The organism is Nonomuraea ferruginea, from assembly GCF_039540635.1.
Classification (GTDB): domain Bacteria; phylum Actinomycetota; class Actinomycetes; order Streptosporangiales; family Streptosporangiaceae; genus Nonomuraea; species Nonomuraea ferruginea.
The window spans coordinates 50273-75531 of record NZ_BAABFD010000022.1 but is presented as its reverse complement, the minus strand read 5'-3'; the positions used below and the strand labels follow the sequence as shown (position 1 = coordinate 75531).

Annotated in this window: 30 protein-coding genes; 14 read left to right on the top strand and 16 right to left on the bottom strand. The window is 71.8% G+C overall.

Going from position 1 to position 25259, the window contains the following annotated elements; translation table 11 throughout:
• Positions 1-2: 2 nt before the first annotated feature.
• On the bottom strand, positions 3-515 hold the full coding sequence (locus ABD999_RS34940) for an O-acetyl-ADP-ribose deacetylase (protein WP_271278951.1): 513 nt from the start codon (positions 513-515) through the stop codon (positions 3-5).
• 54 nt (positions 516-569) lie between these two features.
• Between ABD999_RS34940 and ABD999_RS34935 the strand changes: the two genes are divergently transcribed.
• The 7 genes from ABD999_RS34935 (at position 570) to ABD999_RS34905 (ending at position 5755) form a co-directional block, all read left to right on the top strand.
• Positions 570-926, top strand: coding sequence for a BlaI/MecI/CopY family transcriptional regulator (locus ABD999_RS34935; RefSeq protein ID WP_148036680.1), 357 nt, complete (start codon positions 570-572; stop codon positions 924-926).
• A complete protein-coding gene (locus tag ABD999_RS34930) occupies positions 923-1828 on the top strand; it encodes a M56 family metallopeptidase (RefSeq protein WP_148036679.1) in 906 nt (301 codons plus the stop codon). Before ABD999_RS34935 ends, ABD999_RS34930 begins: the two co-directional genes overlap by 4 nt.
• Positions 1829-1888: 60 nt before the next feature.
• Positions 1889-2383, top strand: coding sequence for a helix-turn-helix domain-containing protein (locus tag ABD999_RS34925; RefSeq protein ID WP_148036678.1), 495 nt, complete (start codon positions 1889-1891; stop codon positions 2381-2383).
• Between the two features lie 6 nt (positions 2384-2389).
• Positions 2390-2851, top strand: coding sequence for a hypothetical protein (locus ABD999_RS34920; RefSeq protein WP_271278950.1), 462 nt, complete (start codon positions 2390-2392; stop codon positions 2849-2851).
• Between the two features lie 133 nt (positions 2852-2984).
• Entirely contained in the window at positions 2985-3353 is a 369-nt protein-coding gene (locus ABD999_RS34915; RefSeq protein ID WP_148036676.1) for a DUF2516 family protein, read from the top strand.
• Between the two features lie 8 nt (positions 3354-3361).
• Positions 3362-4096, top strand: a complete 735-nt coding sequence (locus tag ABD999_RS34910) for an alanyl-tRNA editing protein (RefSeq protein ID WP_271278949.1) — start codon at positions 3362-3364, stop codon at positions 4094-4096.
• Positions 4097-4144: 48 nt separating this feature from the next.
• The gene (locus ABD999_RS34905) at positions 4145-5755 is read left to right on the top strand and encodes a DUF2207 domain-containing protein (protein WP_271278948.1); all 1611 of its coding nucleotides are present in this window, start codon (positions 4145-4147) and stop codon (positions 5753-5755) included.
• Positions 5756-5757: 2 nt separating this feature from the next.
• Here ABD999_RS34905 and ABD999_RS34900 read toward each other — a convergent pair whose 3' ends face one another.
• A complete protein-coding gene (locus ABD999_RS34900) occupies positions 5758-6678 on the bottom strand; it encodes an asparaginase (RefSeq protein WP_219546155.1) in 921 nt (306 codons plus the stop codon).
• A 60-nt stretch (positions 6679-6738) separates the two neighbouring features.
• Here ABD999_RS34900 and dtd point away from each other — a divergent pair, with 60 nt between their 5' ends.
• Complete coding sequence (dtd, locus tag ABD999_RS34895) at positions 6739-7164, top strand: D-aminoacyl-tRNA deacylase (RefSeq protein WP_219546154.1); 426 nt, start codon at positions 6739-6741, stop codon at positions 7162-7164.
• A 9-nt stretch (positions 7165-7173) separates the two neighbouring features.
• On the opposite strand, the gene ygfZ is transcribed toward dtd, so the two are convergent.
• The 3 genes from ygfZ to ABD999_RS34880 form a co-directional block, all read right to left on the bottom strand.
• Positions 7174-8112 (bottom strand): CAF17-like 4Fe-4S cluster assembly/insertion protein YgfZ, encoded by a 939-nt coding sequence (gene ygfZ, locus ABD999_RS34890; RefSeq protein ID WP_271278947.1) that lies wholly within the window; start codon positions 8110-8112, stop codon positions 7174-7176.
• Positions 8113-8122: 10 nt separating this feature from the next.
• Complete coding sequence (locus tag ABD999_RS34885; protein ID WP_148036670.1) at positions 8123-8536, bottom strand: Fur family transcriptional regulator; 414 nt, start codon at positions 8534-8536, stop codon at positions 8123-8125.
• Between the two features lie 286 nt (positions 8537-8822).
• The gene (locus ABD999_RS34880) at positions 8823-9311 is read right to left on the bottom strand and encodes a heme-binding beta-barrel domain-containing protein (RefSeq protein WP_148036669.1); all 489 of its coding nucleotides are present in this window, start codon (positions 9309-9311) and stop codon (positions 8823-8825) included.
• Positions 9312-9364: 53 nt separating this feature from the next.
• Here ABD999_RS34880 and ABD999_RS34875 point away from each other — a divergent pair, with 53 nt between their 5' ends.
• Positions 9365-9727, top strand: coding sequence for a DsrE family protein (locus ABD999_RS34875; RefSeq protein ID WP_219546152.1), 363 nt, complete (start codon positions 9365-9367; stop codon positions 9725-9727).
• 1 nt (position 9728) lies between these two features.
• Here ABD999_RS34875 and ABD999_RS34870 read toward each other — a convergent pair whose 3' ends face one another.
• The 4 genes from ABD999_RS34870 to ABD999_RS34855 form a co-directional block, all read right to left on the bottom strand.
• Positions 9729-10442 carry a type 1 glutamine amidotransferase gene (locus ABD999_RS34870; RefSeq protein WP_148036667.1) on the bottom strand — a complete coding sequence of 238 codons (714 nt, stop codon included), beginning with the start codon at positions 10440-10442 and terminating at the stop codon, positions 9729-9731.
• Positions 10432-11661: a MurT ligase domain-containing protein gene (locus ABD999_RS34865; RefSeq protein WP_148036666.1), complete on the bottom strand. Its 1230-nt coding sequence runs from the start codon at positions 11659-11661 to the stop codon at positions 10432-10434. Before ABD999_RS34865 ends, ABD999_RS34870 begins: the two co-directional genes overlap by 11 nt.
• 49 nt (positions 11662-11710) lie before the next feature.
• Entirely contained in the window at positions 11711-14665 is a 2955-nt protein-coding gene (locus ABD999_RS34860; protein ID WP_271278946.1) for an ATP-binding protein, read from the bottom strand.
• A 93-nt stretch (positions 14666-14758) separates the two neighbouring features.
• Positions 14759-16699: a hypothetical protein gene (locus ABD999_RS34855; protein WP_148036664.1), complete on the bottom strand. Its 1941-nt coding sequence runs from the start codon at positions 16697-16699 to the stop codon at positions 14759-14761.
• Between the two features lie 160 nt (positions 16700-16859).
• Here ABD999_RS34855 and ABD999_RS34850 point away from each other — a divergent pair, with 160 nt between their 5' ends.
• The 3 genes from ABD999_RS34850 to ABD999_RS34840 all read left to right on the top strand — a co-directional run bounded on the left by ABD999_RS34850 (position 16860) and on the right by ABD999_RS34840 (position 19718).
• On the top strand, positions 16860-17519 hold the full coding sequence (locus tag ABD999_RS34850; protein ID WP_271278945.1) for a hypothetical protein: 660 nt from the start codon (positions 16860-16862) through the stop codon (positions 17517-17519).
• Positions 17516-18151 (top strand): hypothetical protein, encoded by a 636-nt coding sequence (locus tag ABD999_RS34845; RefSeq protein ID WP_219546149.1) that lies wholly within the window; start codon positions 17516-17518, stop codon positions 18149-18151. Before ABD999_RS34850 ends, ABD999_RS34845 begins: the two co-directional genes overlap by 4 nt.
• Positions 18152-19160: 1009 nt before the next feature.
• On the top strand, positions 19161-19718 hold the full coding sequence (locus ABD999_RS34840; protein WP_148036661.1) for a hypothetical protein: 558 nt from the start codon (positions 19161-19163) through the stop codon (positions 19716-19718).
• On the opposite strand, the gene ABD999_RS34835 is transcribed toward ABD999_RS34840, so the two are convergent.
• Complete coding sequence (locus tag ABD999_RS34835; RefSeq protein WP_271275217.1) at positions 19705-21006, bottom strand: hypothetical protein; 1302 nt, start codon at positions 21004-21006, stop codon at positions 19705-19707. The genes ABD999_RS34840 and ABD999_RS34835 overlap by 14 nt on opposite strands.
• A gap of 105 nt (positions 21007-21111) precedes the next feature.
• Here ABD999_RS34835 and ABD999_RS34830 point away from each other — a divergent pair, with 105 nt between their 5' ends.
• The gene (locus ABD999_RS34830; protein WP_271275216.1) at positions 21112-21660 is read left to right on the top strand and encodes a helix-turn-helix domain-containing protein; all 549 of its coding nucleotides are present in this window, start codon (positions 21112-21114) and stop codon (positions 21658-21660) included.
• On the opposite strand, the gene ABD999_RS34825 is transcribed toward ABD999_RS34830, so the two are convergent.
• The gene (locus ABD999_RS34825; RefSeq protein ID WP_271275215.1) at positions 21635-22438 is read right to left on the bottom strand and encodes a helix-turn-helix domain-containing protein; all 804 of its coding nucleotides are present in this window, start codon (positions 22436-22438) and stop codon (positions 21635-21637) included. The genes ABD999_RS34830 and ABD999_RS34825 overlap by 26 nt on opposite strands.
• 135 nt (positions 22439-22573) lie before the next feature.
• Between ABD999_RS34825 and ABD999_RS34820 the strand changes: the two genes are divergently transcribed.
• A complete protein-coding gene (locus ABD999_RS34820) occupies positions 22574-23008 on the top strand; it encodes a hypothetical protein (protein WP_271275214.1) in 435 nt (144 codons plus the stop codon).
• Positions 23009-23093: 85 nt separating this feature from the next.
• On the opposite strand, the gene ABD999_RS34815 is transcribed toward ABD999_RS34820, so the two are convergent.
• The 5 genes from ABD999_RS34815 to ABD999_RS34800 all read right to left on the bottom strand — a co-directional run bounded on the left by ABD999_RS34815 (position 23094) and on the right by ABD999_RS34800 (position 25258).
• Complete coding sequence (locus ABD999_RS34815) at positions 23094-23393, bottom strand: DUF1416 domain-containing protein (RefSeq protein WP_148036656.1); 300 nt, start codon at positions 23391-23393, stop codon at positions 23094-23096.
• Positions 23390-24229, bottom strand: a complete 840-nt coding sequence (locus ABD999_RS34810; RefSeq protein ID WP_148036655.1) for a sulfurtransferase — start codon at positions 24227-24229, stop codon at positions 23390-23392. The genes ABD999_RS34815 and ABD999_RS34810 overlap by 4 nt, the downstream gene beginning before the upstream one ends.
• Complete coding sequence (locus tag ABD999_RS34805; RefSeq protein WP_219546142.1) at positions 24226-24639, bottom strand: DUF4395 domain-containing protein; 414 nt, start codon at positions 24637-24639, stop codon at positions 24226-24228. Before ABD999_RS34805 ends, ABD999_RS34810 begins: the two co-directional genes overlap by 4 nt.
• Positions 24640-24701: 62 nt before the next feature.
• Positions 24702-24785 carry a putative leader peptide gene (locus tag ABD999_RS44025; protein WP_350668905.1) on the bottom strand — a complete coding sequence of 28 codons (84 nt, stop codon included), beginning with the start codon at positions 24783-24785 and terminating at the stop codon, positions 24702-24704.
• Between the two features lie 32 nt (positions 24786-24817).
• On the bottom strand, positions 24818-25258 hold the full coding sequence (locus ABD999_RS34800) for a TlpA family protein disulfide reductase (RefSeq protein WP_219546141.1): 441 nt from the start codon (positions 25256-25258) through the stop codon (positions 24818-24820).
• Position 25259 lies beyond the last annotated feature (1 nt).

Below are 25259 nucleotides of genomic sequence, written 5' to 3'. Positions count from 1 at the left end.
GGTCACAGCGCCGCTTCGAAGGTGGCGTACGCGGTCGCCTCGAACAGCACGAACCGCACCTCAGCCACCGACGCCGCCGACGCCGCCGAGGCGCGCACGGCGTCGACCGCGACGCGGGCGCCGTCGGCGAGCGGCCAGCCGAAGATGCCGGTGCCGATCGCCGGGAACGCCACCGACTCGGCGCCCAGCGACCCGGCCACCCGCAGCGACTCCCGGTAGCACGAGGCCAGCAGCTCGGAGCGGTCCTCGAACGGCGAGTGCACGGGCCCGACCGTGTGGATCACCCAGCGCGCGGGCAGCCGCCCGGCGGTGGTGGCGACCGCTTCGCCGGTCGGCAGGCCGCGCCCGTACTGGGAGGCGCGCAGCCTCCGGCACTCCTCGATGATCTCGGGCCCACCGTTTCGATGGATCGCCCCGTCCACCCCGCCGCCGCCCATGAGAGAGGAGTTGGCCGCGTTCACGATCGCGTCCACTTCCTGTTTGGTGATATCTCCCTGCACCAGCGTGATATCCATCTCACCAGGATCCCGGATGGCTGCTCGACGCCGTGTAGTACTACGCTGGAGCGTGTGAAGGGTCTTGGCGAGCTTGAACGCAGCATCATGGATATTTTGTGGGTGGAGAGCATCCCGCTGACCGCCCGCGAGGTCGGCCGTCTCATCGCCGACCGTGACCTGGCGCCGACCACGGTCATGACCGTTCTCGACCGCCTCACCCGCAAAGGCTTCCTCCGGCGCACCCGTGACGGGCGTGCCTGGCGCTACGAACCCGCGGAAAGCCGCGACAGCTACATCGCCGAGCTTATGCTTGGAGCTCTCGACATGACGGGCGACCGTTCCGCCGCCCTGACCCGTTTCGCCCAGGCCGTCTCCGGAGACGAGGCGGAGATCCTGCGCAGAGCCCTTACGGAGCTGGAGGAAGAGTGATCACGGCAGCGGCGCTGGCCGCGCTCGCCACGGCGTGCGCGATCGGCTCCTGGCGTCTCACCACCGCTCGCTGGACCTACCGCGCGCCCCGGCTGGCCATCATCCTGTGGCAGTCGCTGGGCGTGGCGTGGGGGCTGGCCACCACCGGGGCCATGCTCGCCTTCGGAGTGCAGCCCTACGGCATAGGCGTGCTGCCCGGCCTGGTCGCGTTCGTCCAGGGCGAAGCGCCCGGCACGGCGTGGGACCCGCTGCACGTGCTCGCCATGATCGCCGGCCTCACCTCGCTGACCGTGCTGGTCGTGGTGCTGATCTCGGCGGGGGTGCACGCGCTGCGCGCCCGCAGGCGCCACCGCACGCTGCTCGCGCTGATCTCCCGCGACGACCCCGGCGTGCCGGGCGTGCGGGTGCTCGACCACCCCGGCGCGGCGGCCTACTGCGTGCCGGGGTTGCGCTCCCAGGTGGTGGTGAGCGAGGGCGCGCTGCGGCTGTGGTCGCGCGACGAGCTCGCCGCCGTGCTCGCGCACGAGGCGGCCCACGTACGCGAGCGTCACGATCTGGTGCTGTTGCCGTTCGCCGCGCTGCGCAGGGCGTTGCCCTGGTCGAAGGTGGTGTGCGAGGCGCAGGAGCAGGTGGAGCTGCTCATCGAGATGGCGGCCGACGACCGGGCCCGCCGTTACTGCTCGCCGCGCCGGCTGGCCACGGCCCTGCTGCGGTTCGGCACCGCGGGCGCCATGCCGGCCCCCAGCGGGATGCTCGGCCTGCACGCCAGCAACGTCATGGCCAGGGTCGACCGCCTGATCAAGCCCGCTCCCGAGCTGCCGCGCAGGGCCCGGGCGGGCATCGTCGCGCTGTCCGTGACGTTGGTCACATCGACCCCGTTCCTGTGGATTATCCAGCTCTAGCGCTTGCAGGTGTTAACCAGTTCGTTTGCAACTGCAAGCAACGGGCGGCATAATCGAGGCATGGCACTTCCCAAAGTCGGCTCGATCGGCGAATACATCCGCGAGCAGCGGCAGCAGGCGAAGATCTCGCTGCGCCAGCTGGCTGCCGCGGCGGGGGTGTCCAATCCCTACCTGAGCCAGATCGAGCGCGGCCTCCGCAAGCCGAGTGCGGAGATCCTCAACCAGATCGCCAAGGGCCTGCGCATCTCGTCGCAGGTGCTCTATGTGCAGGCCGGTCTCATCGAGGATCACGAACCTCCCAGCGACGTCATCACGGCGATCCGCGAAGATCCGCACATCACCGAGCGGCAGCGCCAGGTGCTGATCGACATCTACGAGTCGTTCCGGAAGGAAGGACCGGCCGGGGACGAGCAGACCTCCCAGAACGCCCACCCCCGGCCCGCCTCCGCACCGGACGACGAACAGCCGCTGCCGCCCGAACTCCTCGCCGCACTTGAGCCCTACGCGGCGGGCAACGGCAACGGCCCCGTCAACCAGGAAACGAAGGAAGGTTAACCCATCATGACGCTCGCCACCGAAGTGAAGAAACTCGCCGACACCAAGCCGTTCTACGCGGTCGCGGGGGCCGGCGACTACGCCGTGGAGAAGCTGCGCGAGCTGCCCGAGCGGCTGCAGAAGCTGCAGTCGCGCCGCGCGGAGCTGACCAGGGAGCTCCCCGAGAGGGCGCGCGCCTACGCCGGCAAGGCCGAGGACATCGCGAAGGATCTCCCGGAGAGGGCCCGCGAGTACGCAGGCAAGGCCGAGGACATCGCCAAGGAGCTCCCGGAGAAGGCCCGCGAGTACGCCGACGAGTTCACCAACCGCGCCGTCAAGGTCTACGAGGAGTTCGCGGTCCGCGGCCGCAAGGTCGTCAGCAAGACCAGCGGCGAGGCCGCCCTTGAGCTGGAGGAGATGTCGGAGGCCGCCGAGCCGCCGGTCGCCCAGCCGGTCAAGAGGACCCGCACCACCAAGGCCAAGGCCTGACCCACCCCGCGAAGCCCGTCTCCTCGCGGAGGCGGGCTTTCGCGCGTTTCCGGCGCTTGAGCGGTGCCCGTGGAACGCGGGCGGCCATTAGGCTGAAGCCCGACTCATCGCGGCATTGGGCGGGAGCCAACACATGCAATTCATCAACCTGGTCTTCAACCTCCTCTTCTCGGTGCTGTCCCTGATCGTTCTGGGCATGTCGGGATACGCGCTGGTGCATGCGCTCCGGGTGCCGGCCGACGCGTTCGTCTCGGCGGGCAAGCTGCAGAAGAACATCTGGCTGATCATCCTGATCCTGGCCACGCTGTTCTCGGCCGCCGGCGCCTACTCGTACGTGATCAACTTCCTGGTCATCGGAGGCCGTGCCTTCCTGGGCATCGGGCTGGGGCTGTTCTCCATCGCCGCGGTGATCGCCGCCGCCATCTACATCGTGGACGTCAAGCCCGCGGTGAAGGGCATGGGCGGGCGCGGCGGCAACAGCGGCCCCTACGGCCCCTGGTGACGCGCGGCATGACCACCGAGCTGCACGGGCGCACCGAGCGCCTCGAACTCTCCGACCAGAGCCTGCGCGACTTCGAGGCCGTGGTCCTCGACGCGACCCCCGAGGGCATCGTGGTCAACAGGTCGGCCTTCTACCCCGGCGGGGGCGGCCAGCCCGCCGACCACGGCGTGCTCGTCTGGCAGGGCGTCGAGACCCGCGTCGTCGGCGTGCGCAAGGGCGACGACCTCCAGCTGATCCCCGCCGAGGGCGACCCGATCCCGCCGGTGGGCACGGTCGTGCGCGCCGCCGTGGCGGACGAGCGACGCTCCGCCCTGATGCGCACCCACTCCGGCCTGCACGTGCTGTGCGGAGTGGTCTTCCGCGACTTCCGCTGCCCGGTCACCGGCGGCAACATGGAGCCGCTGACCGCCCGGATGGACTTCAACCTGCCCGAGGTGCCGCCCGGCTTCAAGGAGGCCGTCGAGGACGCCTGCAACGCCGAGATCCTCGCCGACCGCCGCATCGACGTGCGGGTGCTGCCGCGTGACGAGGCGTTCGCGATCCCCGACATCATCCGCACCGCCACCAACCTGGTGCCGCCGGAGGTGCGCGACGTGCGGATCGTCGACATCGTCGGTCTCGACACCCAGGCCGACGGCGGCACGCACGTCGCCTCCACCAAGCAGATCGGCCGCATCAAGGTGACCAAGGTCGAGAGCAAGGGCCGCGGCTTCCGCCGGCTGCGCATCGCGATCTCCGACTGATCCAGACACCTACGGATGTGTCAGGCGGACCCGATACGATGACCGGCCATGACGGGTTTCAGGCTGACGCTGGCCGCACTGGTGACGACCGCTCTCGCGCTGATCGCCGCTCCCGCCATGGCGGCGAACGCCGGCATCACCGCCGACGTCACCATGACCCTGGGCAAGGGCGGCACCGTCCACGTCGTCGAGAAGCTCGCCGGCGGCTCTGGCGAGCTGAAGCGGACGTTCCTCACCCGCACGCGCCACGACGACGCCAACGACCGCCTCTACGAGATCTCCAACGTCAAAGGCGGCACCTACGCCGACGGCGCGCTGACGGTCACCTCGCCCGCGACCGTCGAGTACGACGTGAAGGGCGCGGTCGCCCCCGCCGGTGACGCCGAGGAGCTGCGCTGGTTCGCGGTGAGCGGCTGGGACACCGCCGTCGACAAGGCCACGGTCAAGGTCACCGGCCCCGGCCTGGTGCAGAACCTCTCGTGCTTCGCCGGCGAGCTCACCTCCGCCATCGGCTGCACCTCCGCGGCGATGGACCACACCGGCACCCAGGCCGACTTCGAGCAGGAGGGCCTCGCGCCCGGCCAGGCCCTCACCGTCGTGGTGGGCTTCCCCGAGGGCGCGAGCGGCGGGCAGCCGATCCTCGACAAGCGCTTCTCCCTGGCCGGCGCGTTCGCGCTCAACCCGGTGACCGGCGGCGCGCTGGCGGCCCTGCTGGTGCTGCTGCTCGGCGGCGTGGCGCTGCTCTACTGGACGCGGGGCCGTGACGCCCGGGTCGTCAGCCACGAGACGGGCGCGGTCAACCCCGTGCGGAACGGCCACTTCTCCCCGCCCGACGGCGTCCGTCCGGGCCAGATCGGCACGCTGGTGGACGAGCAGGCCGACGTGGTCGACGTGACCGCGACCATCGTGGACCTCGCCGTACGCGGCTATCTGCGGATCGACGAGCAGCCCCGGCAGACCTACGACGCCCCCGACTGGCTGCTGGTGCGGCTGCCGCACGCGCCGTCCCACACGCTGCTGCCGTACGAGCAGGCGCTCTACGACGCCATCTTCGAGGGGCGCGAGGCGGTGCTGCTGTCACAGCTGTCCGGCTCGTTCGCGGCCCACCTGGGCAAGGTCCGCGACGCCCTCTACGCCGACGTGGTGCGGCAGGGCTGGTTCGCCCGCCGTCCCGACGCCGAGCGCACCCTCTGGACCACGGTCGGCGTCGTGCTCCTGGTCGCCGGCGTGGTGTCCACGGCCCTGCTCGCCTGGTTCACCTCCTACGGCCTGCTGGGGCTGGCCGTCATCATCGCGGGTGGCGCGCTGGCCGTCGGCGGCCAGTACATGCCGGCCAAGACCGCCAAGGGGGCGGCGGCGCTCGCGCACACGCTCGGCTTCCGCGACTTCCTCTTCTCCGGCGACGTGGGCAACGTCGCGGAGAAGGACCGGGTCGAGCTGTTCTCCCGCTATCTCCCGTACGCCGTGATCTTCGACGGGGTGGAGCACTGGTCGCGGCTGGTGGCGTCGGTGACCGGCAACGGACACCAGGCCGACAACCTCTACTGGTACCACGGCCCGGCGGAGTGGGACCTGTCGAAGTTCGCCGGCTCGATGCGCACGTTCACCACGACCACGTCGGGCGCGATCTCGGCGAGCCGCCAGTTCCGCACGCTCTGAGGTCAGCGGTGGGTGGTGCGCACGCGCAGCTCGCCCACCGGCTCGCCGCCGCCCATCACGCGGTGGACGGCGAGCCCGTCGAGCGCCGGCGAGGTCAGGCCGAGCGAGCGCAGCGCCGCCACGGTGAGCGGGGTGCGGGCCCGGCCGGAGCCGTCCTCGATCTTGATGACGCCGGTCCTGCCGTCCTCGAACACGAACGCCTGGAAGCCCTCCGCGCCCGCCTTCACCAGCAGGCCGGGCAGCGCCCGCATGAGCGCGGCCTCCGGCCGGTGGGTGCCTGACGTCCACTCGGGATGGGCGCGCATCGCGTCGAACACGGCCCGTTCCCTGCTGTCGTCGGCGGCCAGCGCGAGCGACCTGAACGCCTTGGCCACGCCCAGCATCGAGACGAAGAACAGCGGCGCCCCGCACCCGTCGACGCCCGAGGCGGTGATCCGCTCGCCGGTCAGCTCCTCCACGGTGGTCCGGATCGCCCGCTGCAGCGGGTGGGTGACCGCCAGGTAGGAGGCGGTGGGCCAGCCGTTGGCGACGCACGCGGCGAGCATGGCGGCGTGCTTGCCCGAGCAGTTCATGTAGAGGCGGCCGCGCTCGGTCACCGCCCGGTCCTCCGGGTAGTCCTCGGGGCAGAGCAGCGCCGACTCGTCGAGCCCCGCCCCGGCCAGGATCTTCGTGACGCCTTCGACGTGGAAGGGCTCGCCCGCGTGGGAGGCGCAGGCCAGCGCCAGCAGCTCGCCGCTCAGGTTGAGGCCGTTGTGGAGCATCGCCAGCGCCTGGAGTGGCTTCATGGTCGAGCGGGGCGAGGCCGGCACGTGCACCGCCCCGTGCGCCTCGGCGGGGCTGCCCACGGTGTCGAGGGCCAGCATGCGCACCTCGTGCCTGGACTCCACGAACCCGGACCGGACGACCTCCACGACCAGCGACATCACGCACCCCTTTCGTCACGAGTCTACGGAGGTCTCGCGGCTGGGCCAGAATGGGATCCCATGCGAGCAGTCGTTCAGCGGGTGAGCTCCGCCTCGGTGGCCGTCGACGGGCAGACGGTCGGCGCGATCGACGAGCCCGGCCTCCTCGTCCTGGTGGGCGTGACCCACACCGACACGCGGGCCCAGGCGGCCAAGCTGGCCGCCAAGCTGTGGGGCCTGCGCGTCCTGCACGGCGAGAAGTCGTGCTCCGACGTGGCCGCGCCGCTCCTGGTGATCAGCCAGTTCACCCTCTACGGCGACGCCCGCAAGGGCAGGCGCCCCACCTGGCAGGCCGCCGCGCCGGGGCCTGTCGCCGAGCCGCTGGTCGACGCGGTGGTCGAGGAGCTGCGCGGGCTGGGCGCGCACGTGGAGACGGGCAGCTTCGGCGCCGACATGAAGGTGTCGCTCGTCAACGACGGCCCGATCACGCTGATCGTGGACGTCTAGCGGGCCCCGCTATCTGATGCGCCGGCGCAGGCCCGGGTCGATGCTCACGTTGCGGCCCGCGTCGGGCGGCACCACGACCTCCTGGGCGGCCGCCACACCGCCGGCCAGGAGCTGGGCGTCGACCGGGACCGTCCGCTTGATCACCGCCAGCGCGATGGGCCCGAGCTCGTGGTGGCGGGCCGCCGAGCCGACGGTGCCGACCTCCTGGCTCTCGAAGATCACCGGCGCGCCGTGCGCGGGCAGCGTGTCGACGCTGCCGTCGAGGTGCAGGAAGACCAGCCGACGCGGCGGGTGGCCCAGGTTGTGGACGCGGGCGACCGTCTCCTGGCCGCGGTAGCAGCCCTTGGTGAGGTGGACCGCCGGGCCGATCCAGCCCACTTCGTGGGGGATCGTCTTGTGGTCGGTGTCGAACCCCAGCCGCGGCCGGTGCGCCTCGATCCGCAGCGCCTCGTACGCCCACAGGCCCGCGAGCGGCTTGCCCAGGTGGTCGCCCAGCTCGGCGCGTGGCACGTAGGAGTCGCCGGCGGCGGTGGACAGCACCGCGAGGTCGTCGGCCCGCGTCACCTCGACCCTGAGCATGAACCGCATCCGGTCGAGGTAGCCGATCAGGGCGTCGGCGGTGCCGGGCTCGACGTGGGCCAGCACGGCCGCACCGTCGTCGACCAGGGTCAGGTGGTGTTCGACGCGGCCCTGGGGGTCGAGCACGAGCGTCTGCGTCCACTCGCCCGGCTGGAGGGTGTCGAGTTTCTGCGAGGTGAGATCGTTGAGCCAGGTCAGCCGGTCGGCCCCGGAGACGCGCACCACCTCGCGGTTGCTCCGGTCGACGGCCGCCTCGCCTTTGACCAGCGCGCGCTGCTCGGCGAACAGGTCGCCGTAGTGTGCCGCGACGTCGGCGTCGGGGGCGTCGGCTGCGACGGCTCCCGGCAGATCCAGCAGTGGGCTACGCATACCTCCCAGGCTATCGGCACTCGCGGCAGCGCCCGAAGACGGTCAGGTGGTGGACGTCGGCCGCGAACCCCAGCTCGTCGTCGAGCCCGCGCACCAGCCCTTCGGCCAGCTCGGGCCGGACCTCGATGACCTGGCCGCAGCCCCGGCACACCAGGTGGACGTGGTCGGCCTCGGCCGCCAGGTGGTAGGTCGGGGCGCCGTGACCCAGGTGGGTGTGGGTCACCATGCCGAGCTCTTCGAGCAGCTCCAGGGTGCGGTAGACGGTGGAGATGTTGACCCCGCGGGCGGTCTCGCGGACCTTGCCGCAGATCTCCTCGGGCGTGGCGTGCTCCAGCTCCTTGACCGCCTCCAGGACGAGCTGGCGCTGCGGAGTGACCCGGTAACCCTTGGCGCGAAGCTCCTCATGCCACTGCGTCTCCGTCATGCCCCGAGTCTACGGCCGGACGTTAATCGCTTGCCCTGTCAGCCGGAGACCGCATAGCTTCGTGAATACGCGGAAAGGAGGTGGTCCACATAATGGTTAGCCATAAGAGGACCAGCGAGGTGGTTGTCCGCTGACGACGCGGGCTGTTGTCTCGCAGTCGTTCGCGAGTACGAGGCAACCACCGGGGCCCCTGGCAGCCGGAGGGCGTGACACCTGTCACCGCCTTTGGTCCATCCGGCCCGCTCTCCCCGAGAGCGGAACGTCGCCCGGGGCCCTTCTTCGTTTCTCAGCCGACCTTCTTCAGCTCCGCCGACATGTGCGACGTGAGCGGATGCCCCACCGCGGCCATGTCGTAGGCCCACATCAGGTTGCCGTTGACCAGCCCGTAGAGGCGGCGGCCCGCGGTGTATTCCTTGGCCGTGACCGTGCGCGCCACCACATCCGTCCGCAGGTCGATCTTGTGGAAGACGACCTCGCCGACGTAGATCTCCACGATGCCGGTCGGGTGTGACAGCACCACCTCCAGCTGCCGTTCCGGCAGCGCCCGCCAGTAGCCCGACTCCGTGGCCAGCGGCCTGACGCGGTTGCCGTCCTGGTCGAGCAGCCAGGTGCGGCTCACGTACGTCAGGAAGGGCTTGCCGTTGTGGCCGAACTCGATCTCCTGACCGAAGTTGAAGCTCTCGATCGTCGGGTAGCCCCCGACGCCGGCGCCTTCCCACCGTCCGAGCAGGAAAGCGATCGGTTCCAGGTCAGGATGCACCTGTGGTTCCTCCATATGCAGAACCCTAGTGGCGCGGGGCGGACGGGTGACGTTCTAGGGTGGCGGGCATGGCACGATCACTGGTGATCAAGGTGACGGCGGGCGCCGACGACCCCGAGCGGTGCAACCAGGCGTTCACGGTCGCGGCCGCGGCGCTCGCGAGCGGGGTTCCCGTCTCCGTCTGGCTGACCGGCGAGTCCGCGTGGTTCGCGCTCCCCGGCCGGGCCGAGAAGTTCGAGCTGCCCCACGCGGTCCCGCTCGCCGAGTTGCTCGGCGCGGTGCTGGCCGGCGGGCGGGTGACGCTCTGCACGCAGTGTGCGGCGCGGCGCGAGATCACGGTCGAGGACGTGATCGAGGGCGTGCGCATCGCCGGAGCGCCCACGTTCGTCGAGGAGGTGACGGACGAGGGCGTCCAGGCGCTCGTCTACTGACCTACTGGGCCAGCACGGCGCTGAGCCGTTCCTGGCGGAGCTGCTCGTAGCGGGTGTCGTCGAGCGGGGCCAGCTCGCCCACCCGCCACGACAGCAGCAGGTCGGCCAGGGCCGGGTTGCGGGCCAGGGCGGGGCCGTGCAGGTAGGTGCCGACCACGTGGCCGGCGTAGCAGCCCTCGAAGCCGTCGCCGTTGCCGACGCCCTTCACGGTCCTCGACAGCGGCTTGACGCCGGGGCCGAGACGGGTGACGCCCATGTGGTTCTCGAACCCGGTCAGCGTCGGCAGCCCGAGCGCGGCGTCGACCTCGGCCACCAGCTCGCCCACGGCCCTCGCGGGACCCCGGGCGCTGGCGAGGTCGAGCAGGCCGATGCCGTCGACCGGCTGGCCCTCCTCGCCGCCGAACGTGCTGCCCATGATCTGGTAGCCGGCGCAGACGGCGAGCAGGGAGGCGCCGCGGGTGACCGCGCGCTGCAGGCCGCCGTCGCGGCGCAGCCGCTCGGCCGCCAGGATCTGCGGCCGGTCCTCGCCGCCGCCGATGAGGTAGACGTCGCCGGTCTCCGGCACCGGGTCGGAGGAGCGGACGTGGACCGTCTCCGTCTCGATCCCGCGACGCTGGGCGCGATGCTCCAGGACGAGCACGTTGCCCTGGTCGCCGTAGGTGCTCAGCAGGTCGGGGTAGATCCAGACGATGCGCAGGGCGCTGTCAGACGGCACGGCCGAACTCCGATCGGATCTGCTGGAAGGCGGTGTAGTTGGCGATCACGTCGACCCGGCCGGGCGGCTGCATGGCCAGCGCCTCCGAGAACGACGCGCAGAGCGCGAACGGCACGTCGGCCACTTCGAGCCGGAGCGCCAGGTCGAGGCGGCGCTCACCGGTCACGAACACGGGCCGCCCGCGCAGGATGCGGTAGTCGACGTCCCACAGCCAGGAGGTGTCGCGGCCGTCGGGGCCCTGCGCGTTGACCGACAGGATGATCGGCAGGTTGGGGTCGGAGACGTCGAACGCCTCCAGCCAGCCCGCGGGGTTCTTGGACAGCAGCAGCCGCGCCTGGCGGCCGTCGCGCTCGACCGTCGTGTAGCGGCCGGCGACCGAGGTGACCTCGCGCAGCCGGGGCATCGCCCGCTCCACCGACAGCCCGAACGCGTCGGCGACGGCCAGCGCCATCGCCGCGTTGGACCGGTTGGCCAGGCCGGGGAGCTGGATGTCGATCAGCCAGCGCTGGCCGCGCGGGTCGATCACCGCGTCGTCGTCGAGCACCCACTGCGGCTCGGGCCGGTGGAAGGTGCACTCGCGGCAGGCCCAGTCGGCGTCCTTGCGCTCCAGCGGGCCGCCGCACTCGGGGCAGCTCCAGGAGTCTTCCTTCCAGCGCTGCCCGCCGGCCACCCAGGTGACCTTGGCGGCCGTGGAGGCGCCCCAGGTGACCAGCGGGTCGTCGCAGTTGGCGATGACGTGGGTGGGCTTGCCCGACAGGGCGTTGCGCCACTTCTGCGCCAGCAGCCAGATCTCGGCGGCGCGGTCCATCTGGTCGCGGCTGAGGTTCATCAGGCAGACGACGCCCGCGCCGGTGGTGTCGAGCACCTCGGGCAGGTATTTCTCGTCGACCTCCAGCACGCCGTAGGGCGCGTTCTTGTGCGTGGAGAGGGCGGAGACGTGGCCCGCGGGCATGTTGGCGCCGAACGCGTTGGTGGCCACCTCCCCCAGCTCCAGCAGTGCGGACGTGATCAGCCGCGTCGTGGTCGTCTTGCCGTTGGTCGCGCTGACCAGGGCCAGCTTGCGGTCGCGGGCAAGCTTGCGGAGCAGGTCGGGCTCGAGCATCAGGCCGACCCGCCCGCCGATCACCGAGCCGTCGCCGCGCCCGGTCATCCTGGACAGCGTGGCGGCACTGCGGCCCAGGGCGCTCGCGAGCTGAGCCCGCAGTGAAAGCTGGGTCATGCTGACAAATCCTAGTCCGGATCGGACATGCCAAACCGCTTACTCGCGATCACCGGACCTGTTCCGCCAGGTGAGGCTCCGGGAACGAGATCTCGGGTGCGCTGTCGTGCCCGAACGGCAGCACGAACCTGTGCGGCCACGCCAGCACCCCCTCCAGCCACCCGGCCCCCATGATCTGGCCGACGTGCCGGAGCCTGGCCTGCGGCTCGACGCCGATGGCCACCGCGTCGACGTCGCGCCTGACACCCTCGTGCTCGTCGTCGCCCAGGATGACCCGCCAGGCCAGCTCCCTGTTGTGGTCCATCTCCATCGACAGCGGGTGGTGGCGCAGCGCCTTGGCCCGGTGGCCGAGCAACTCCCCATGGGGCTCCGGGTGCGGGCCGTCGCCGTTCTGCCGGAAGATCGCGTACTCCATCGGCGGGGCGGGGGTGCGCAGGTCCGGCGCGGGCCTCCCGTACGGGAAGAGCCTGTCGACCTCGTGCAGCCAGCGCACCTGCGGGAGCACCCACGAGGCGCCGGGGCGCTCGCCGCCCCCCTGGCCGCCCAGCAGGCGGGTGGCGGCGGCGGCCGCCTTCTCGGTGAGCAGCGCCGGGTCGAACCAGCTCCGCAGCGCCCAGGCGCGGCGCCGCACCGAGCGCTCGACCAGCGTGGCGAGCAGGCACTCGGCGCGACGGGCCGGCAGCTCGGCCCAGGCGGCCGCGAGCGCCCGCGGCACGCCGGGCAGCGGCCGGTTGCTGACGAAGGCGAGCACGACCGTGTCGCACCAGATGCGCAGCCAGGCCCACTCGGGCGCGTCGGCGAGCACGTCGGCCTCGCGGAGCTCCACCAGCGTGCAGGCCTGGCCGGTGCGGCACGGCGCGCCGCAGGCGGCCGAGCGGCGGCCCCTGATCGGCGGCGGCGGGCCGGCCAGCGCCTTCTCGCGCGACTCGCCGAGCGGCACGCGCACCCGCAGCGGCCGGTCCATCCCGTCGGCGAACACGGCCGCGTCGCCGGGCGGCAGCGAGACGACCTGGCGGGACTGCTCCTCGCTGAGGTTCATGGCCGCGCCGACGAGCTGCCGGTCGTCCTCGGCGGGCAGCCGGTGCACGACCTTGAGCGCGGTGTTCTTGACCACGTCGGAGACCAGCTTGGTGGGGATCTGCTCGGCCACCACGATGCCCTCGCCGTACGCCCTGATCTCGGCGAGCATGCCGGCCAGCAGCTCCACCGCGTGCGTGGCGGCCCGGCCGGTGCCGCGGTCGCGCAGCAGCCGGTGCGCCTCCTCGATGACGATGACGTGCCGCAGGCCGGCGCTCTTCTCCTGGCGGGCGCGCATCCGCAGGTGTTCGACGACCCGGATGATCAGCGTGCCCATGAGGAACGCCTTGTCCTCGTCGTTGGCCACGTCCTCGATCGCCAGCACCACGTTGCGGCGCAGCAGCCCGCCGATGTCGGCCGGGTGGCCGCCTTCGAAGAACCGGCCGGCCGAGCCGACGCGCAGCGAGCGCAGCCGCAGCGAGATGAACCCCTCCACGTCGGCCTGCACCTCGCGGCCGTAGCCGATCTCCTGGATGACGTCCATCGCGTGCCGCTGGAGCTGCTCCAGCGTCGGCACGCTCGGCGGCACCTTCGACCCGGGCACGGCGCCGCCGGTGACGACGTCCCAGCCGGTGGCCTCGTACACGCGCTGCAACGCCAGCGACATGATCTGCGGGAACGGCTCCTCGGCGTCGAACGCCGCCATGAACAGCGCCCTGATCATGTCGATGTGCGCCTGCACCGGGTAGCCGGGCTCCGGCTCCAGCGGGTTCACGCTGAACGGCACGCCGTCGGGCGCCGACGGGTTGATCACGGTGACCTGCGCCGGTTCGACCCGCCCGGCGATGGCCGCGTACTCGGACTTGGCCGCCTCGATGGCCAGCCACGGGATGCCCGCGTTGCTGAGCTGCTCCAGCAGGTGCCTGACGGTCTGCGACTTGCCCGAGCCGGTGGCGCCGGTGACGAACGCGTGCCGGTTGAGCGTGGCCAGCGGCACCCGGAACGAGCCGACCGGCCGGTCCTGGCCGTCGAGGATCTCGCCCAGCTCCAGCTCGCCCTCCCCGGCCTCGGACGTCACGTCGAAGAACCCGGAGTCGAGCACCCGCACGCCCGGCACCTCGCGCCTGGGCAGCCCGGCCAGCGCCGCCAGGGCCCCCGCCGTGGCCGCGAACGGGGCCGCCGCGCCGTCGGCGGGGTCCTGCATGGTCAGCGCCAGCGCCTCCGGCAGCGCGTGCACCGCGCCGTGCGCGCTGCGCAGCCGGTACGGGTGATGGCTCATCTCCACCGACCCGACCAGGACGGGCGCGATCTGCCGCAGTTCGTCGGGGTTGGCCGCGCCGGCCAGCACCCGGACGTTCCAGAGCCCGGCCTCGCGGAAGGCGTCGAGCTCCTGCATGCGCCGCTCGGCCCGCTCGGCGTCGAACCTGGACCGCTCGGAGGCGTCGCCGTACTGCCTGAGCACGTTGAGCTGGGTGCGCAGGTGAGCCACCTCGGCGTCGAGCAGGTCGGTCGGCTCGGCCACGACCAGCCACGCGAAGGGCCGCGACATCAGCGTGACCAGCGTCGCCTCGAACAGCGTCGGCCTCTTCAGCTCGTCGGCGTCCGGCTCCCTGCGGCCCCCGAGCGGCGGCGCCTGACGGCCGGGGCACGGGGTCCAGACCAGGTCCGCCAGGTCGGCCAGGTAGCCGTCGTCGAGCTCGACGCCGCGCGCGCCGCCGGGGAAGAGCAGCGGCTGCGGCCCGGCCGGGCGGTCGGGCGAGTCCGGCGACCGGCGCGGCTGCCGGGGCGGCGACAGCGGGCCCGCGTTCGTGATGAGCTCCAGCGGCGCGCCCGACCCGCGCGAGAGCCAGCCGATGACGAACGGCCTGTCGCGCGCCGCCGCCGACAGCGCGGCGGGCAGCACGGTGACGAAATCCCACTCGGCCGACGAGCTGCGCGAGGGAGCGGCGATCGACTGGATCCGGTACCAGGGTCCGCTCAGCGACACACTCGGCTGCATTTCATCCCCCCACAGACGGTTGTCAGTAAACTCCCGCCGAACGCCAGCGCATCACGTGGACTTTGACCATTTCCTTGCCTGTCATTGCCTGTCCTTGCGCCAGTCGAGGCGTGCCGGTGGCGGGCCGAGGTTCGGCGGCGGCTCGCGGTGGCCGTTCTCGGAGGGCTCCTGGATCGTGGTCTCGCGCACCTCCTCCAGCTCGGCAAGCGTCGTCTTGGGGAAGGTCAGGATGGCCGGGTTGGCGTCGGCCAGGCGGACCCGCCGGCCGTGCGCGGTCGCGTCGGTGACGATCACCGACGTGGTGGGGAGCTGCTGGAGCTGGTGCGGCTCGACGAGGAACTCGCGCGAGCGCTGCAGCACCCGCTCCTTCTCCGAGATCTTGTCGGCGGTGCGGCCCCACTCGGTCGACTCGGTGATGTCCTCGGCCAGGTCGGCGGCGCTCTCGTCGGGCCGCCCGCCGGCGTCGTCGAGCTGCTCGATGGTGGAGGTGTAGCCGCCGTCCAGGCCCGGCAGCGACTCGCTGATCGTCTCGGTGAGCTGGGCCAGCTCCAGCCGGTGCTCGGTGCCGACGTGCTCGCTCGCCACCCTGGCGTCCTCGGCGTTGCCCAGCCGCATGAACGCGACCGCCGCGTGGCCGCGGCCGAGCCGCTCGCGCACGGTCGGCGTGAGCGAGCGGTAGGTCAGCACCAGTCCGGTACGGGACGTCTCGCAGGCGTCCATGAGCCGGTCGAGCACGTCGCCGCGGAGCTTGTCGGCGCCCGCCACGATGATCGTGTGGTACCACGGCCGGTCGGAGGCGGGCGACTGGCGCAGGATGTGGGTGAGCGCGGTCGCCACGTACGTGCCGAGCACGCGGTTGCCGAACACCCCGGCCTGCCGGTCCATGCTGACCACGCGCAGCCGGGCGGGCGGCAGCCGGACCGCCTGCGTGCCGAGCGTCTCCAGCTTGCGCAGCTGCGACTCCAGCGCCCAGGCCCGCTCGATCACCACCCGGTCGCTCACCCCGCGCCCGAACAGCGTGCCGATGCGCTCCAGCTGGGTGGCGGTGATGAGGCCGAACCGCAGGTCCTCGCGCGGGTCGCCGACCTGCGCCAGCGCCCGCAGGGCGGCCGTCACCTGGCTGATCGTGGCGTTCTCGCCGAGCACCTCGAGCACCCGCTCCAGGATCGCGTTGTCGAAGCTGAGGTCGCGGGTGGTGCGGTGCTCCTCGCTCACGCTGACCACGTGCGCGAGCACGTCGGCGAACGCCTCGGGCTTGAGCGTCGCCCCCAGGTCGAGCCGGGGCAGGTCCACCGGCAGCACCCACACGAGCGGGTCGTCGCCGCCCTTGCGGGCCAGCTCGATCAGGTCCTTGGCGATCGCGCCCTCCGACAGGTCGAGCACCGTCAGGTGGCCGCCGCTGTAGAGGCGGGTCGCGCCGAGCAGCGTGATCAGCGCCGACCAGCCCGGCAGCGTGCCGCCGGCCACGTCGACCCGGTCGATCTCGTCGGGCACCGCGACCGCGTACCAGGTGAGCTGGCGGTCGAAGCGCTCCTTCTCCTCCTGCCACTCGCGGTAGAGCTGGGCGTGCTCCTCCTGCGCCCTGAACAGCTCCCTGTCACGTTCCTGGCGCTGGCGGTCGTTCCTCGCCTGCTGCTCCGACACGCGGTAGCGGACCGCCCGGTCGCCCTGGACGAGCGCGTAGGCGCAGATGGCCGCCACCCCGCCGGCCGCGAGCACGCCGATCAGCGCGAACTGCCAGGCGAGGTAGCCGACCAGGGCCAGCACGACGATCAGCGCGGCCAGCACGAGCATGAACGCGCGCACCAGCCGCACCGGCCGGTTCAGCATGTCTTCCTGGAGCCGCTCGCGGCGCAGCAGCGCGGCCCGCTCCTCGTCGTCCCGCTCGGTGACGGGCGGCTCCTCCGCCGGAGACGGCCGTTTCGGCGGCGGGCCCGGGTCGGGATGCGGCAGGATGTACTGCCAGCCCAGGTAGATGCGGTCGGCCTGGAGCTGCGCGTGATCGGGATGCACGTCCGCCACGTGACCCCCTCCGGCTGCGCTATGTCGTTCTGTTTTCCCTCCGCTCCGTGACAGCGTATGAGCTACAACCCCTGCTGCGGCAGGGTTCTCGGCAATTCCGCCAGCTTGATGGGCGCAATGGGGTGAGTGGGACAAGGTTGACCTATTACCATCACTAGCCATGACGGAAGCGCCCGCCGGCAGCAGCGAACACAGACGCCCGGTCGTGGTGCCCGTCATCGCCCTGCTGACCGTGACCGTCGTCGGCATCGTCGCGCTGCTCGGCGGGCTGGAGGAGGTCGAGGTGCCGCCCAAGACCCTCAGCCAGGGCGCGGTCCTCGACCAGGGGCTCTACTCCACCAGGTTCGTCGAGGCGCGGGTGACGGTGGAGAAGGGCGAGCTGACCTTCGAAGAAGACAAGCGGTTCGTGGAGATGGTCTTCGACGTCACCAACCTGGGCGACGAGACCATGAGCGTCGGCATGCCGCCCGCCAAGCCCGATCAGGCCGGGTTCGGCTCCTCCTTCGCCAACTCCCTGGTCAGGATCACGCCGGCGATCAAGGAGGGCAAGGGGCCGTTCACCTTCGCGCTGGCCGGGGAAGACCAGACGAACCAGCTCCATCCGGGCACGACGACCAAGGTCGTCGTGCGCTACCGGCTCGACGCGGGCGAGCGGCCGCCCGAGCAGATGACGCTCGACGTGGCGGCTTTCGCGTACGAGCCCGGCTTCCAGGACGAGACCGTCCGGTGGCAGATGATCACCGAGCAGGCGGGCGAGAAGTGGGTGCCGACCGTCCAGGCCAAGGTGACGCTCCCCGTCAAGACCGGAGGCTCGGCGTGACCGCCACCGCCCGGCGCCCCGAGGCTCCCGAGGCCCCCGGCCGGCGCTCCGGGCGGCGGGGCGGGTCGCGGCTGCTCAACGCCGCCGTCGGGCTCGTGCTCCTGGGCGCGGCGATCGGCCTGCAGTCGCTGGACCTCAGCCACAACGAGTACTCCGCCCCGCTGACCTACCTCGGCGGCAAGGGCGAGAACGTCGACGCCACCCGGTTCGTCGTCCGGCTCAACTCGGTCACCGCGGCCAAGAGCATCCGGCACCTCTCCGACACGCTCAAGACGGACCGCCTGTTCCTCGTCGTCGACGTCTCCGCCAAGTCCAAGCTCAAGCCGTACAAGCTCGGGCCGGCCGTGCTGCTGACCGCCGACGGCAAGAAGTTCTCCGCCACCGACCGGATCGACAGTTCGGCCACCGCCAGCGCCAAGTGGGTGCAGCCCGACATCTGGGCCGGGGGGTCGTACTTCTTCGAGGTGCCCGCCTCCGTGCTCGCCGGCGCCCGGCTGGTCGTCGGGCTGCCGCCGACGGCGCTGGTCGAGCCGTACCAGCCGGAGGCCGAGATCGACCTCGCGCTGGACGAGGCGGCGGCGCGCAAGCTCGTCGGCTCCGCCCAGGACGTCTACTCCACCGCCGAGAAGTGATCTGCCGATGAGCAACGAACGCGACTGGTTCGCTCCCAGGAAGGACCACCGGCGCCCGCAGGAACCCGACACCCCGCCCTCCCCCAGCCCGTACGACCAAATCCCGCCAGAGGACGACCCGCCGTACGATCCGGAACGGCCCTCCCGCCCCCGGCACGCGGCACCTCCTGGTCAACCCCCGCATCACGGAGATCCGGGACAGCCCGGCGCGGGCGGGCCCACGTACCCGGACGGCTCGGGCCGGCCCACATATCCGGACGGTGCCGGCCGGCCGTACCCGGATCAGCAGGCCGCCGAGCAGCACCCCGCCACCGGCCATCCGGCCCATCCTGACCGGCAGCCCCCCGCCGGCCATCCGGCCCGCCCTGACCAGCAGCCCTCGGCCGGACAACGCTCCCCCACGGGCCGACCTGCGCGGCCGCGACGCCAGGCGCGGCCGGGACAACCTCAGGCTGGGCAGGCGCCCCCTCAGAGTCCCGCGCCCCCTCCGGGCTGGCCTCAAGGCCCGCACGGGCAAGGCGCCCAGGGAGGGCCGCCCACGACCCCCGGCACGCTCCCTGGCCGGAGCCGCCCCATGCCCCCCGACCAGCAGGTCTGGCCCCCCGTCCCGCGCCGCAACCCCATGGGCGCCACCCAGCCCATCCCGGCGGTACGAGCCGACAAACCCCTGCCCCGGCCCTTCCCGCCCCCCGGGAAACCCGCCCTCGGACCGGCCGTGCCCGAAGCGAGCCCCCCGGCCCCCCGACCCGCCGCACCCGAAGCGAGCCCACCGGAGCGCCGGCCCGCCGCGGAAACCGGCGGACTCCACCCCGCGCCCGGCCCCGACGCGGCCCTGGGGATGGGGGGACTCGGCGCGGAGACCGCCGCCTCAGGGATCGGCGGACCCTCCGACACGGCCGCCCTGGGGATGGACGCGATCGCCGCGAAAACCGGCGGGGCCGGTGAGAGCGTCTCCGGGGCCGGAGGGGCTGCCTCCGGAAAGGGGGGCGCGCGGCCGCGGAGGAAGCGGATGGTGTTCGTCGCCGTGGGCGCTGTCGTGGCGTCCCTGCTCGCCACCGCCGCCACCGCGTTCGACGGCTACCAGTTCTACGAGTCCGTCACCACCAGAGGGCTGTACCCGAAGCAGGTGACGGTCCCGGCCGGTGGCTCGTACGAGGTCTACAAGACGGAGTTCAAGGCCGCCGTCGCCCCCACCGACCCGCCGAAGGACAACAAGCACGGCCCGGAGGTCACCTGGCTCGCGATCGACATCAGGAAGAAGGTCCTCGACGAGGACAGCGCGACCATGGTGGCCGAGCCCACGGATCTCGAGCTGACCGACCGGGCGGGCCGCACCTGGGTGGTGGAGCTGATCCCCGGCGACCGGCCGACCGACCGGCTGGTGGTGGGCCAGGAGTATCGGATCCAGGGCGTCGCCGTGGTGCCCACCGAGGTGAAGGACGAGGTGGAGCTCTCCTTCAGGCCGAGTTCGTACCGCTCGGACACTCCCATCGACGACCTGTTCAAGAAGGACTCGGAGGCGGTCAGGATCGACAACCTGGTCGAGCTGACGTTCAGGAGGCGTTGAGCGGCTCGCCGCGGAGCCGGGCGCGGGTGGCGGCGATGTCGAAGGTGGCCGCCAGGAGCGCCATGGTCAACGTGGTCACCAGCAGGTCGCGGACGAAGCCGACCGGCGCGCCCAGGTACATCCAGGCCCAGTCGGCCTCGGAGCCGATGAGGGTGCGGACCGCGCGGTCGCCGTAGCGGGACCCCACGGTCAAGGCCACGTAGCACAGGCACATCATGCCGAACAGCGGGGCGCCACCCCTGACGATCATCCGCAGGGAGTTGGCCAGCGGCAGCCAGCGGTCGGTGAAACCGCTGGTGACGTGCTGGAACGACTTCTGGGTGATCTCGTGGCTGCTTTCCAGCCGGTCCACGCCCTTCTCCAGGCGGGTGCCCCTGACCAGGGTGCGCGCCTCGTCGGAGAAGGCGCCGAAGACGAGCATGGCCACGGTGAGCCAGGCCAGCGGGACCGCCACCGCGTCCAGGAACAGCGGCCAGAAGGCACCGAACGCCTCGGTGAAGGCCTCCCAGGCCGGGACCGTCTCCTTGGCGTCGGCCAGCGCCTGCCTGGTGCCGGCGACGACCGCGCGGCTGTCCGTCCACTCGGCGCGGGCGTCGGCGAAGGCGACCGTCGCGTTCAGCCCGTAGAAGACGAAGCCGAACTCGGAGAAGGCGGCGGCGAACCCGTAGAACCGGCCCTTGCCCTTCTCCACCAGCTTGGCGAAGAGCGTCTTCAGCAGGAACGTGACCGCCATCGCGCCGAGTGACACCCGCCAGTCGAGGTCGGCGAGGCTCATGCCGACGTGGGTCTCCTCGCCGAACCACTGGGCCTCGGTCATGTCGTAGAAGTGGTGCAGCAGGTCCATCTGCTGGAAGTCGCGCGCGTCCTCGGTGTGGAAGCCCCAGGCGAGGTAGAGGACCGCGAACGCGGGGGCCATCCGGTCGAGCGTACGGAAGAACCGCTCGTCCTCGACCCCGTCGGCGGCCCGCGCCCGTACCTCCCAGAGCGCGCCGCGCATGCTGTGGAGCATGCCGGTGGTGACGGTCATCGCGGCCAGCACGACCAGCGTGAGGATCGTCATCACGGCGACCAGGCGGAGCTGGCGGAAGTCCCCGTAGGCGACCTCCGTGCCCGCGTACAGCAGCACGTAGCGGACCAGTTCGCCGGCGGAGAACCAGAGGATGAGGGGCAGCGCGCACTTCCCCGCGAGCCGCAGGGTGTGCATGGGCAGTGAGAACGGCGACGGCATCCGCCGGCCCGGTGCGGGGCCGGGCCGTGGCGGCGCCATCACACCAGACGTTCCGGACATCGGTGGAATGGTAGCGGGATGCCACAACCTGCCGCAGCCGCATCCGGGCAACCGGTCACCGTGAAGCCAGGCGCGGTCGCGGGCCCGGAGATGCATCATGGCTCCATGGACTCGCGGCCCGCGCCGGACACCGATCCGCGCGTGATCGGGCAGCGGGTGCGGCAGCTGCGCCAGGCGCGCGGGGTCTCGCTGTCGGAGCTCGCCAGGCGGGCGAGCATCGGCAAGGCCACGCTCTCCGGCGTCGAGACCGGCACCCGCAACCCCACTCTGGAGACGCTCTGGGCCATCACCGCCCAGCTCGGCGTGCCCATCGGGGCGATACTCGACTCCCCGCCCGAGCCCCGGAACGTCCGCGGCACCGCCGTGGAGGCGGCGCTGATGGAGCTCTTCGAGGACGATCACGTCACGTACGAGCTCTACCGGCTGCGCGTCCCTCCGGGGATCACCCAGAACTCACCTGCCCACCTGGAGGGGACGACGGAACATGTCACGGTCTTCAGCGGCACCCTGGCGGCCGGGCCCCTGGACGCCCCGCTGACCGCGGGGCCGGGCGAGCACATCTCGTGGCGCTCGGACGTCCCGCACGTCTACCACGCGACGGGCGCCGACGTCGTCCACGCCACCCTGCTCATGCGCTATCCGGCCAAGCTCTGAGAGCCGCGGCGGTGAAGTCGTCCAGCGGGTAGAACAGCTCGATCGCCAGCTCCGACAGCGTCACGTCGGCGGGGGCGCCGAACGTGGCCATGGTGCTGAACATCGCCAGCTCGCCGAACGGCGTGCGGAAGCGCAGCGGCACCTGGATCGGGCTCGGCCGGTGGGGCGAGCCGCCGGGCTCGTCGCCGCCGGGCACGGGATAGCGGGACACCTCCTCGTACAGGGCCCGCAGGTCGGCGTCGCCGGTGGCGTTGACCTGGCGCAGCAGCCGGTCCAGGAACAGCTCGCGCACCTCGCCCAGGTTGGACAGCCGCGAAGCGAGCCCTTCGGGGTGCAACGCCAGCCGGAAGACGTTCGGGCACGGCTCCAGCAGGTGTGCCGGGACGCCCTCCATGAGGACGGCCATGGCGCGGTTGCCCTGCACCACGTTCCACAGCCGGTCCACCACGACCGCCGGGTACGGCTCGTGCGCGGTCAGCATGGTCTCCAGCGCCGACCGGACCGACGCCATGTAGCCGTCGTCGAGGCTGCTCTCCCGGTACGCGGGGGCGTAGCCGGCGGCGAGCAGCAGGGTGTTGCGTTCCCTGAGCGGTATGTCCAGCGCGGCCGACAGGCGCAGCAGCATCGCCCGGCTCGGCTTCGCGCGGCCGGTCTCCAGGTACGACAGGTGCCGGGCGGAGGTGTCGGCCAGGAGCGAGAGGTCGAGCTGGCTGAGCCTGCGACGGCTACGCCACTCGCGCAGGAGCGTCCCCGCCGGTGACGGCTGTCGTGTGTCCATGCGGAGGAGCCTAGGCCGTCACCAGGTGGGCGCCGCCATGACCTCGGAGGTTATTGAGACCGTGATCCGGGCGGTGACATGGTCGTTCCGGACAGGCCCTTCCGGGGGCGGACCCGAGGGGGAGGAGTGACCGGTATGAGCACGGCGACAGGGGCGGAGGTCGCCCGGCGTACCACGGTCGGCGGCGCGGCGGCGGAACGGCTCCGCGTGATCCTGCGGATCGACGGCTGGAGCACCGCCGTCTTCGGCGTGGTCCTGCTCGCCGCGTGGCGGCCGTTCTCCGGCTGGTTCGGGCTGCCGCCCGCCTGGTCGGTGCCGTTCGGCGTGGCCATGCTCGGCGGCGCCGCCGCGCTCGGCCTGATCGCCGGCTACCCCCGGATCCCCGTGCGGTACGTGGCGCTGGTCGTCGCGGGCAACGCGCTGTCGTGCGTGGCTCTCGTGGCCCTGGTGCTGACCGGGGCGATTCCGCTCAGCGGCCTGGGCGTGGCTTTCATGCTGACCGGGGCCGCGGTGGTGGCGGTGTACGCGGGGCTGGAGTTCCTCGGGCTCCGGCGCGCCCGGACGGAGTGAACGGGCGGCCGCGCGGGAGTCCGGCCCGGCCGCACGCGAAGGGCCCGCGTCCGGGAAGGACGCGGGCCCCTTTGACGATCGACGATCAGACGGCGACGGCCAGCTCGGACACCTCACCGAGCTTGGCGCTCACCTGGACGTCGCGGGTGACGCCGCCGCCCGCGATGATGCGTACGGTCCAGTCGCCGGGGCCGGCGAAGAAGCGGAACACTCCCTCGTCGGACACCACGACCTCACCGGTGAACTCGCCGGTGTGGTCGAGCAGCCGCGCGTAGGCGGTGCCGACGCCGGTGACCCTGCCCTGGATCACCGCCTGGTTGGACAGATCGATCCCGGCCGGCAGCGCGATGGTCTGCTCCGGCGCTCCGCAACCCTGCGCGCTCATCGGGCCTCCCCCAGCTCGATCGGCACGCCCACGAGCGAGCCGTACTCGGTCCACGAACCGTCGTAGTTCTTCACGTTCTCCTGGTCGAGCAGCTCGTGCAGGACGAACCAGGTGTGGGCGGAACGCTCGCCGATGCGGCAGTAGGCGATGGTGTCCTTGCCGAAGTCGACGCCCGCCTCGGTGTAGAGGGTGCGCAGTTCGTCGTCGGACTTGAAGGTGCCGTCGTCGTTGGCCGCCTTGGACCACGGGATGCTGCGGGCGGTCGGCACGTGGCCGCCGCGCTGCGCCGACTCCTGCGGCAGGTGGGCCGGGGCGATCAGCTTGCCGGTGAACTCGTCGGGCGAGCGGACGTCGACCAGGTTGAGCTTGCCGATCGCGGCGACCACGTCGTCGCGGAAGGCGCGGATGGACGTGTCCTCCTGGGCGACGACGTACTGGGTCTTGGCACGCTCCGGCACGTCGGTGACCAGCTCGCGGGACTCCAGCTCCCACTTCTTGCGGCCACCGTCGAGAAGCTTGACGTTCTCGTGGCCGTACAGCTTGAAGTACCAGTAGGCGTAGGCCGCGAACCAGTTGTTGTTGCCGCCGTAGAGGATCACGGTGTCGTCGTTGGCGATGCCGCGGTCGGAGAGCAGCGCCTCGAAACCGGTCCTGTCGACGAAGTCGCGGCGGACCGGGTCCTGCAGGTCCTGCCGCCAATCGATCTTCACTGCGCCACGGATGTGGCCCTTGTCGTAGGCGCTGGTGTCTTCGTCGACCTCGACGTAGACGACACCAGGGGTGTCGAGGTTGGCCTCGACCCAGTCGGCATCCACCAGGACGGCGGAGCGGCTCATTGTGGTACCTCCATGTTGGCGGCGGGCAATATACGGCGGATCAGCAGATACATTTCGCAGCCAAGGCAGAATCCGAAGGCTGCGTTGAGGAATGCGGCGAGGAGGGCCGCGGCCGTGGCCACGAGGGCCAGCGACATGATCCCGGTGGCGAATCCGGCCAGCCCCGCGACCGCGAAGACCAGCCCCACCCCCTGCGCGAAACGCGGCGGGCGGGAGTCTTCGGTCTCCTTAGGGGCGCTCCTGACGAACGCCCCGAAAAGCATCCCGTACGGTGATCTGCCCGCGATGCCGAACGCGAACACCACGGCCTGGGCGGCGAGCAGCCAGGCGCTGCCCGTCACCAGGACGAGGAGGAGGATCAGAGTGGTCATGGCCGCGCCGAAGCGCAGCGCTCTGGGATCGGCACGCATCGTGGGATGCTCCTGCAAGGGGGTCGGGAAGAGGCGGATCGGAAGTCCGCGCGAGACCGTCCTCAGGCAGCGCGACAGAGCGCGGTCGCGACGCGGCAGAAATCAACCGCGCGCCGCTTCGTCAGCAGCTCTGTCGATGGGTTCATGCCGAGAAGACTACTCGGCGTCTCGACATCTGTCACATGTCGTCCGGCTTGTGAGACGGGTCGTGAGACACGACCGCGGCGAGCGCGTTCAGCACGTCGGCCTTCCTGGGCTGCCCTGACGCCTTGCGCACGATGGCTCCCCGGCCGTCGAGCACGAAGACGGTCGGGGTGCGCAGCACGTCGAGCCGCCGTACGAGGTCGAGCCTGGACTCGGCGTCGATCTCCACGTGCGCCACGCCGGGGACCAGCGCGCTCACGTCGGCGAGGATCCGGCGCGTCGCGCGGCACGGCTGGCAGAAGGCGGTGGAGAACTGCACGAGCGTGGCCCGCTCCCCCAGCTCCGCGCCCAGCTCGCCGGCTCCCAGCCGGTCGCCGGGATCACGGTCGCGCAGGCGTCCGTCGGCGCGCAGCCTGATCACCCCGATCGCCGCTCCGAGCGCCAGCGTGGCCAGCGCGATCCACACTCCGGTCATC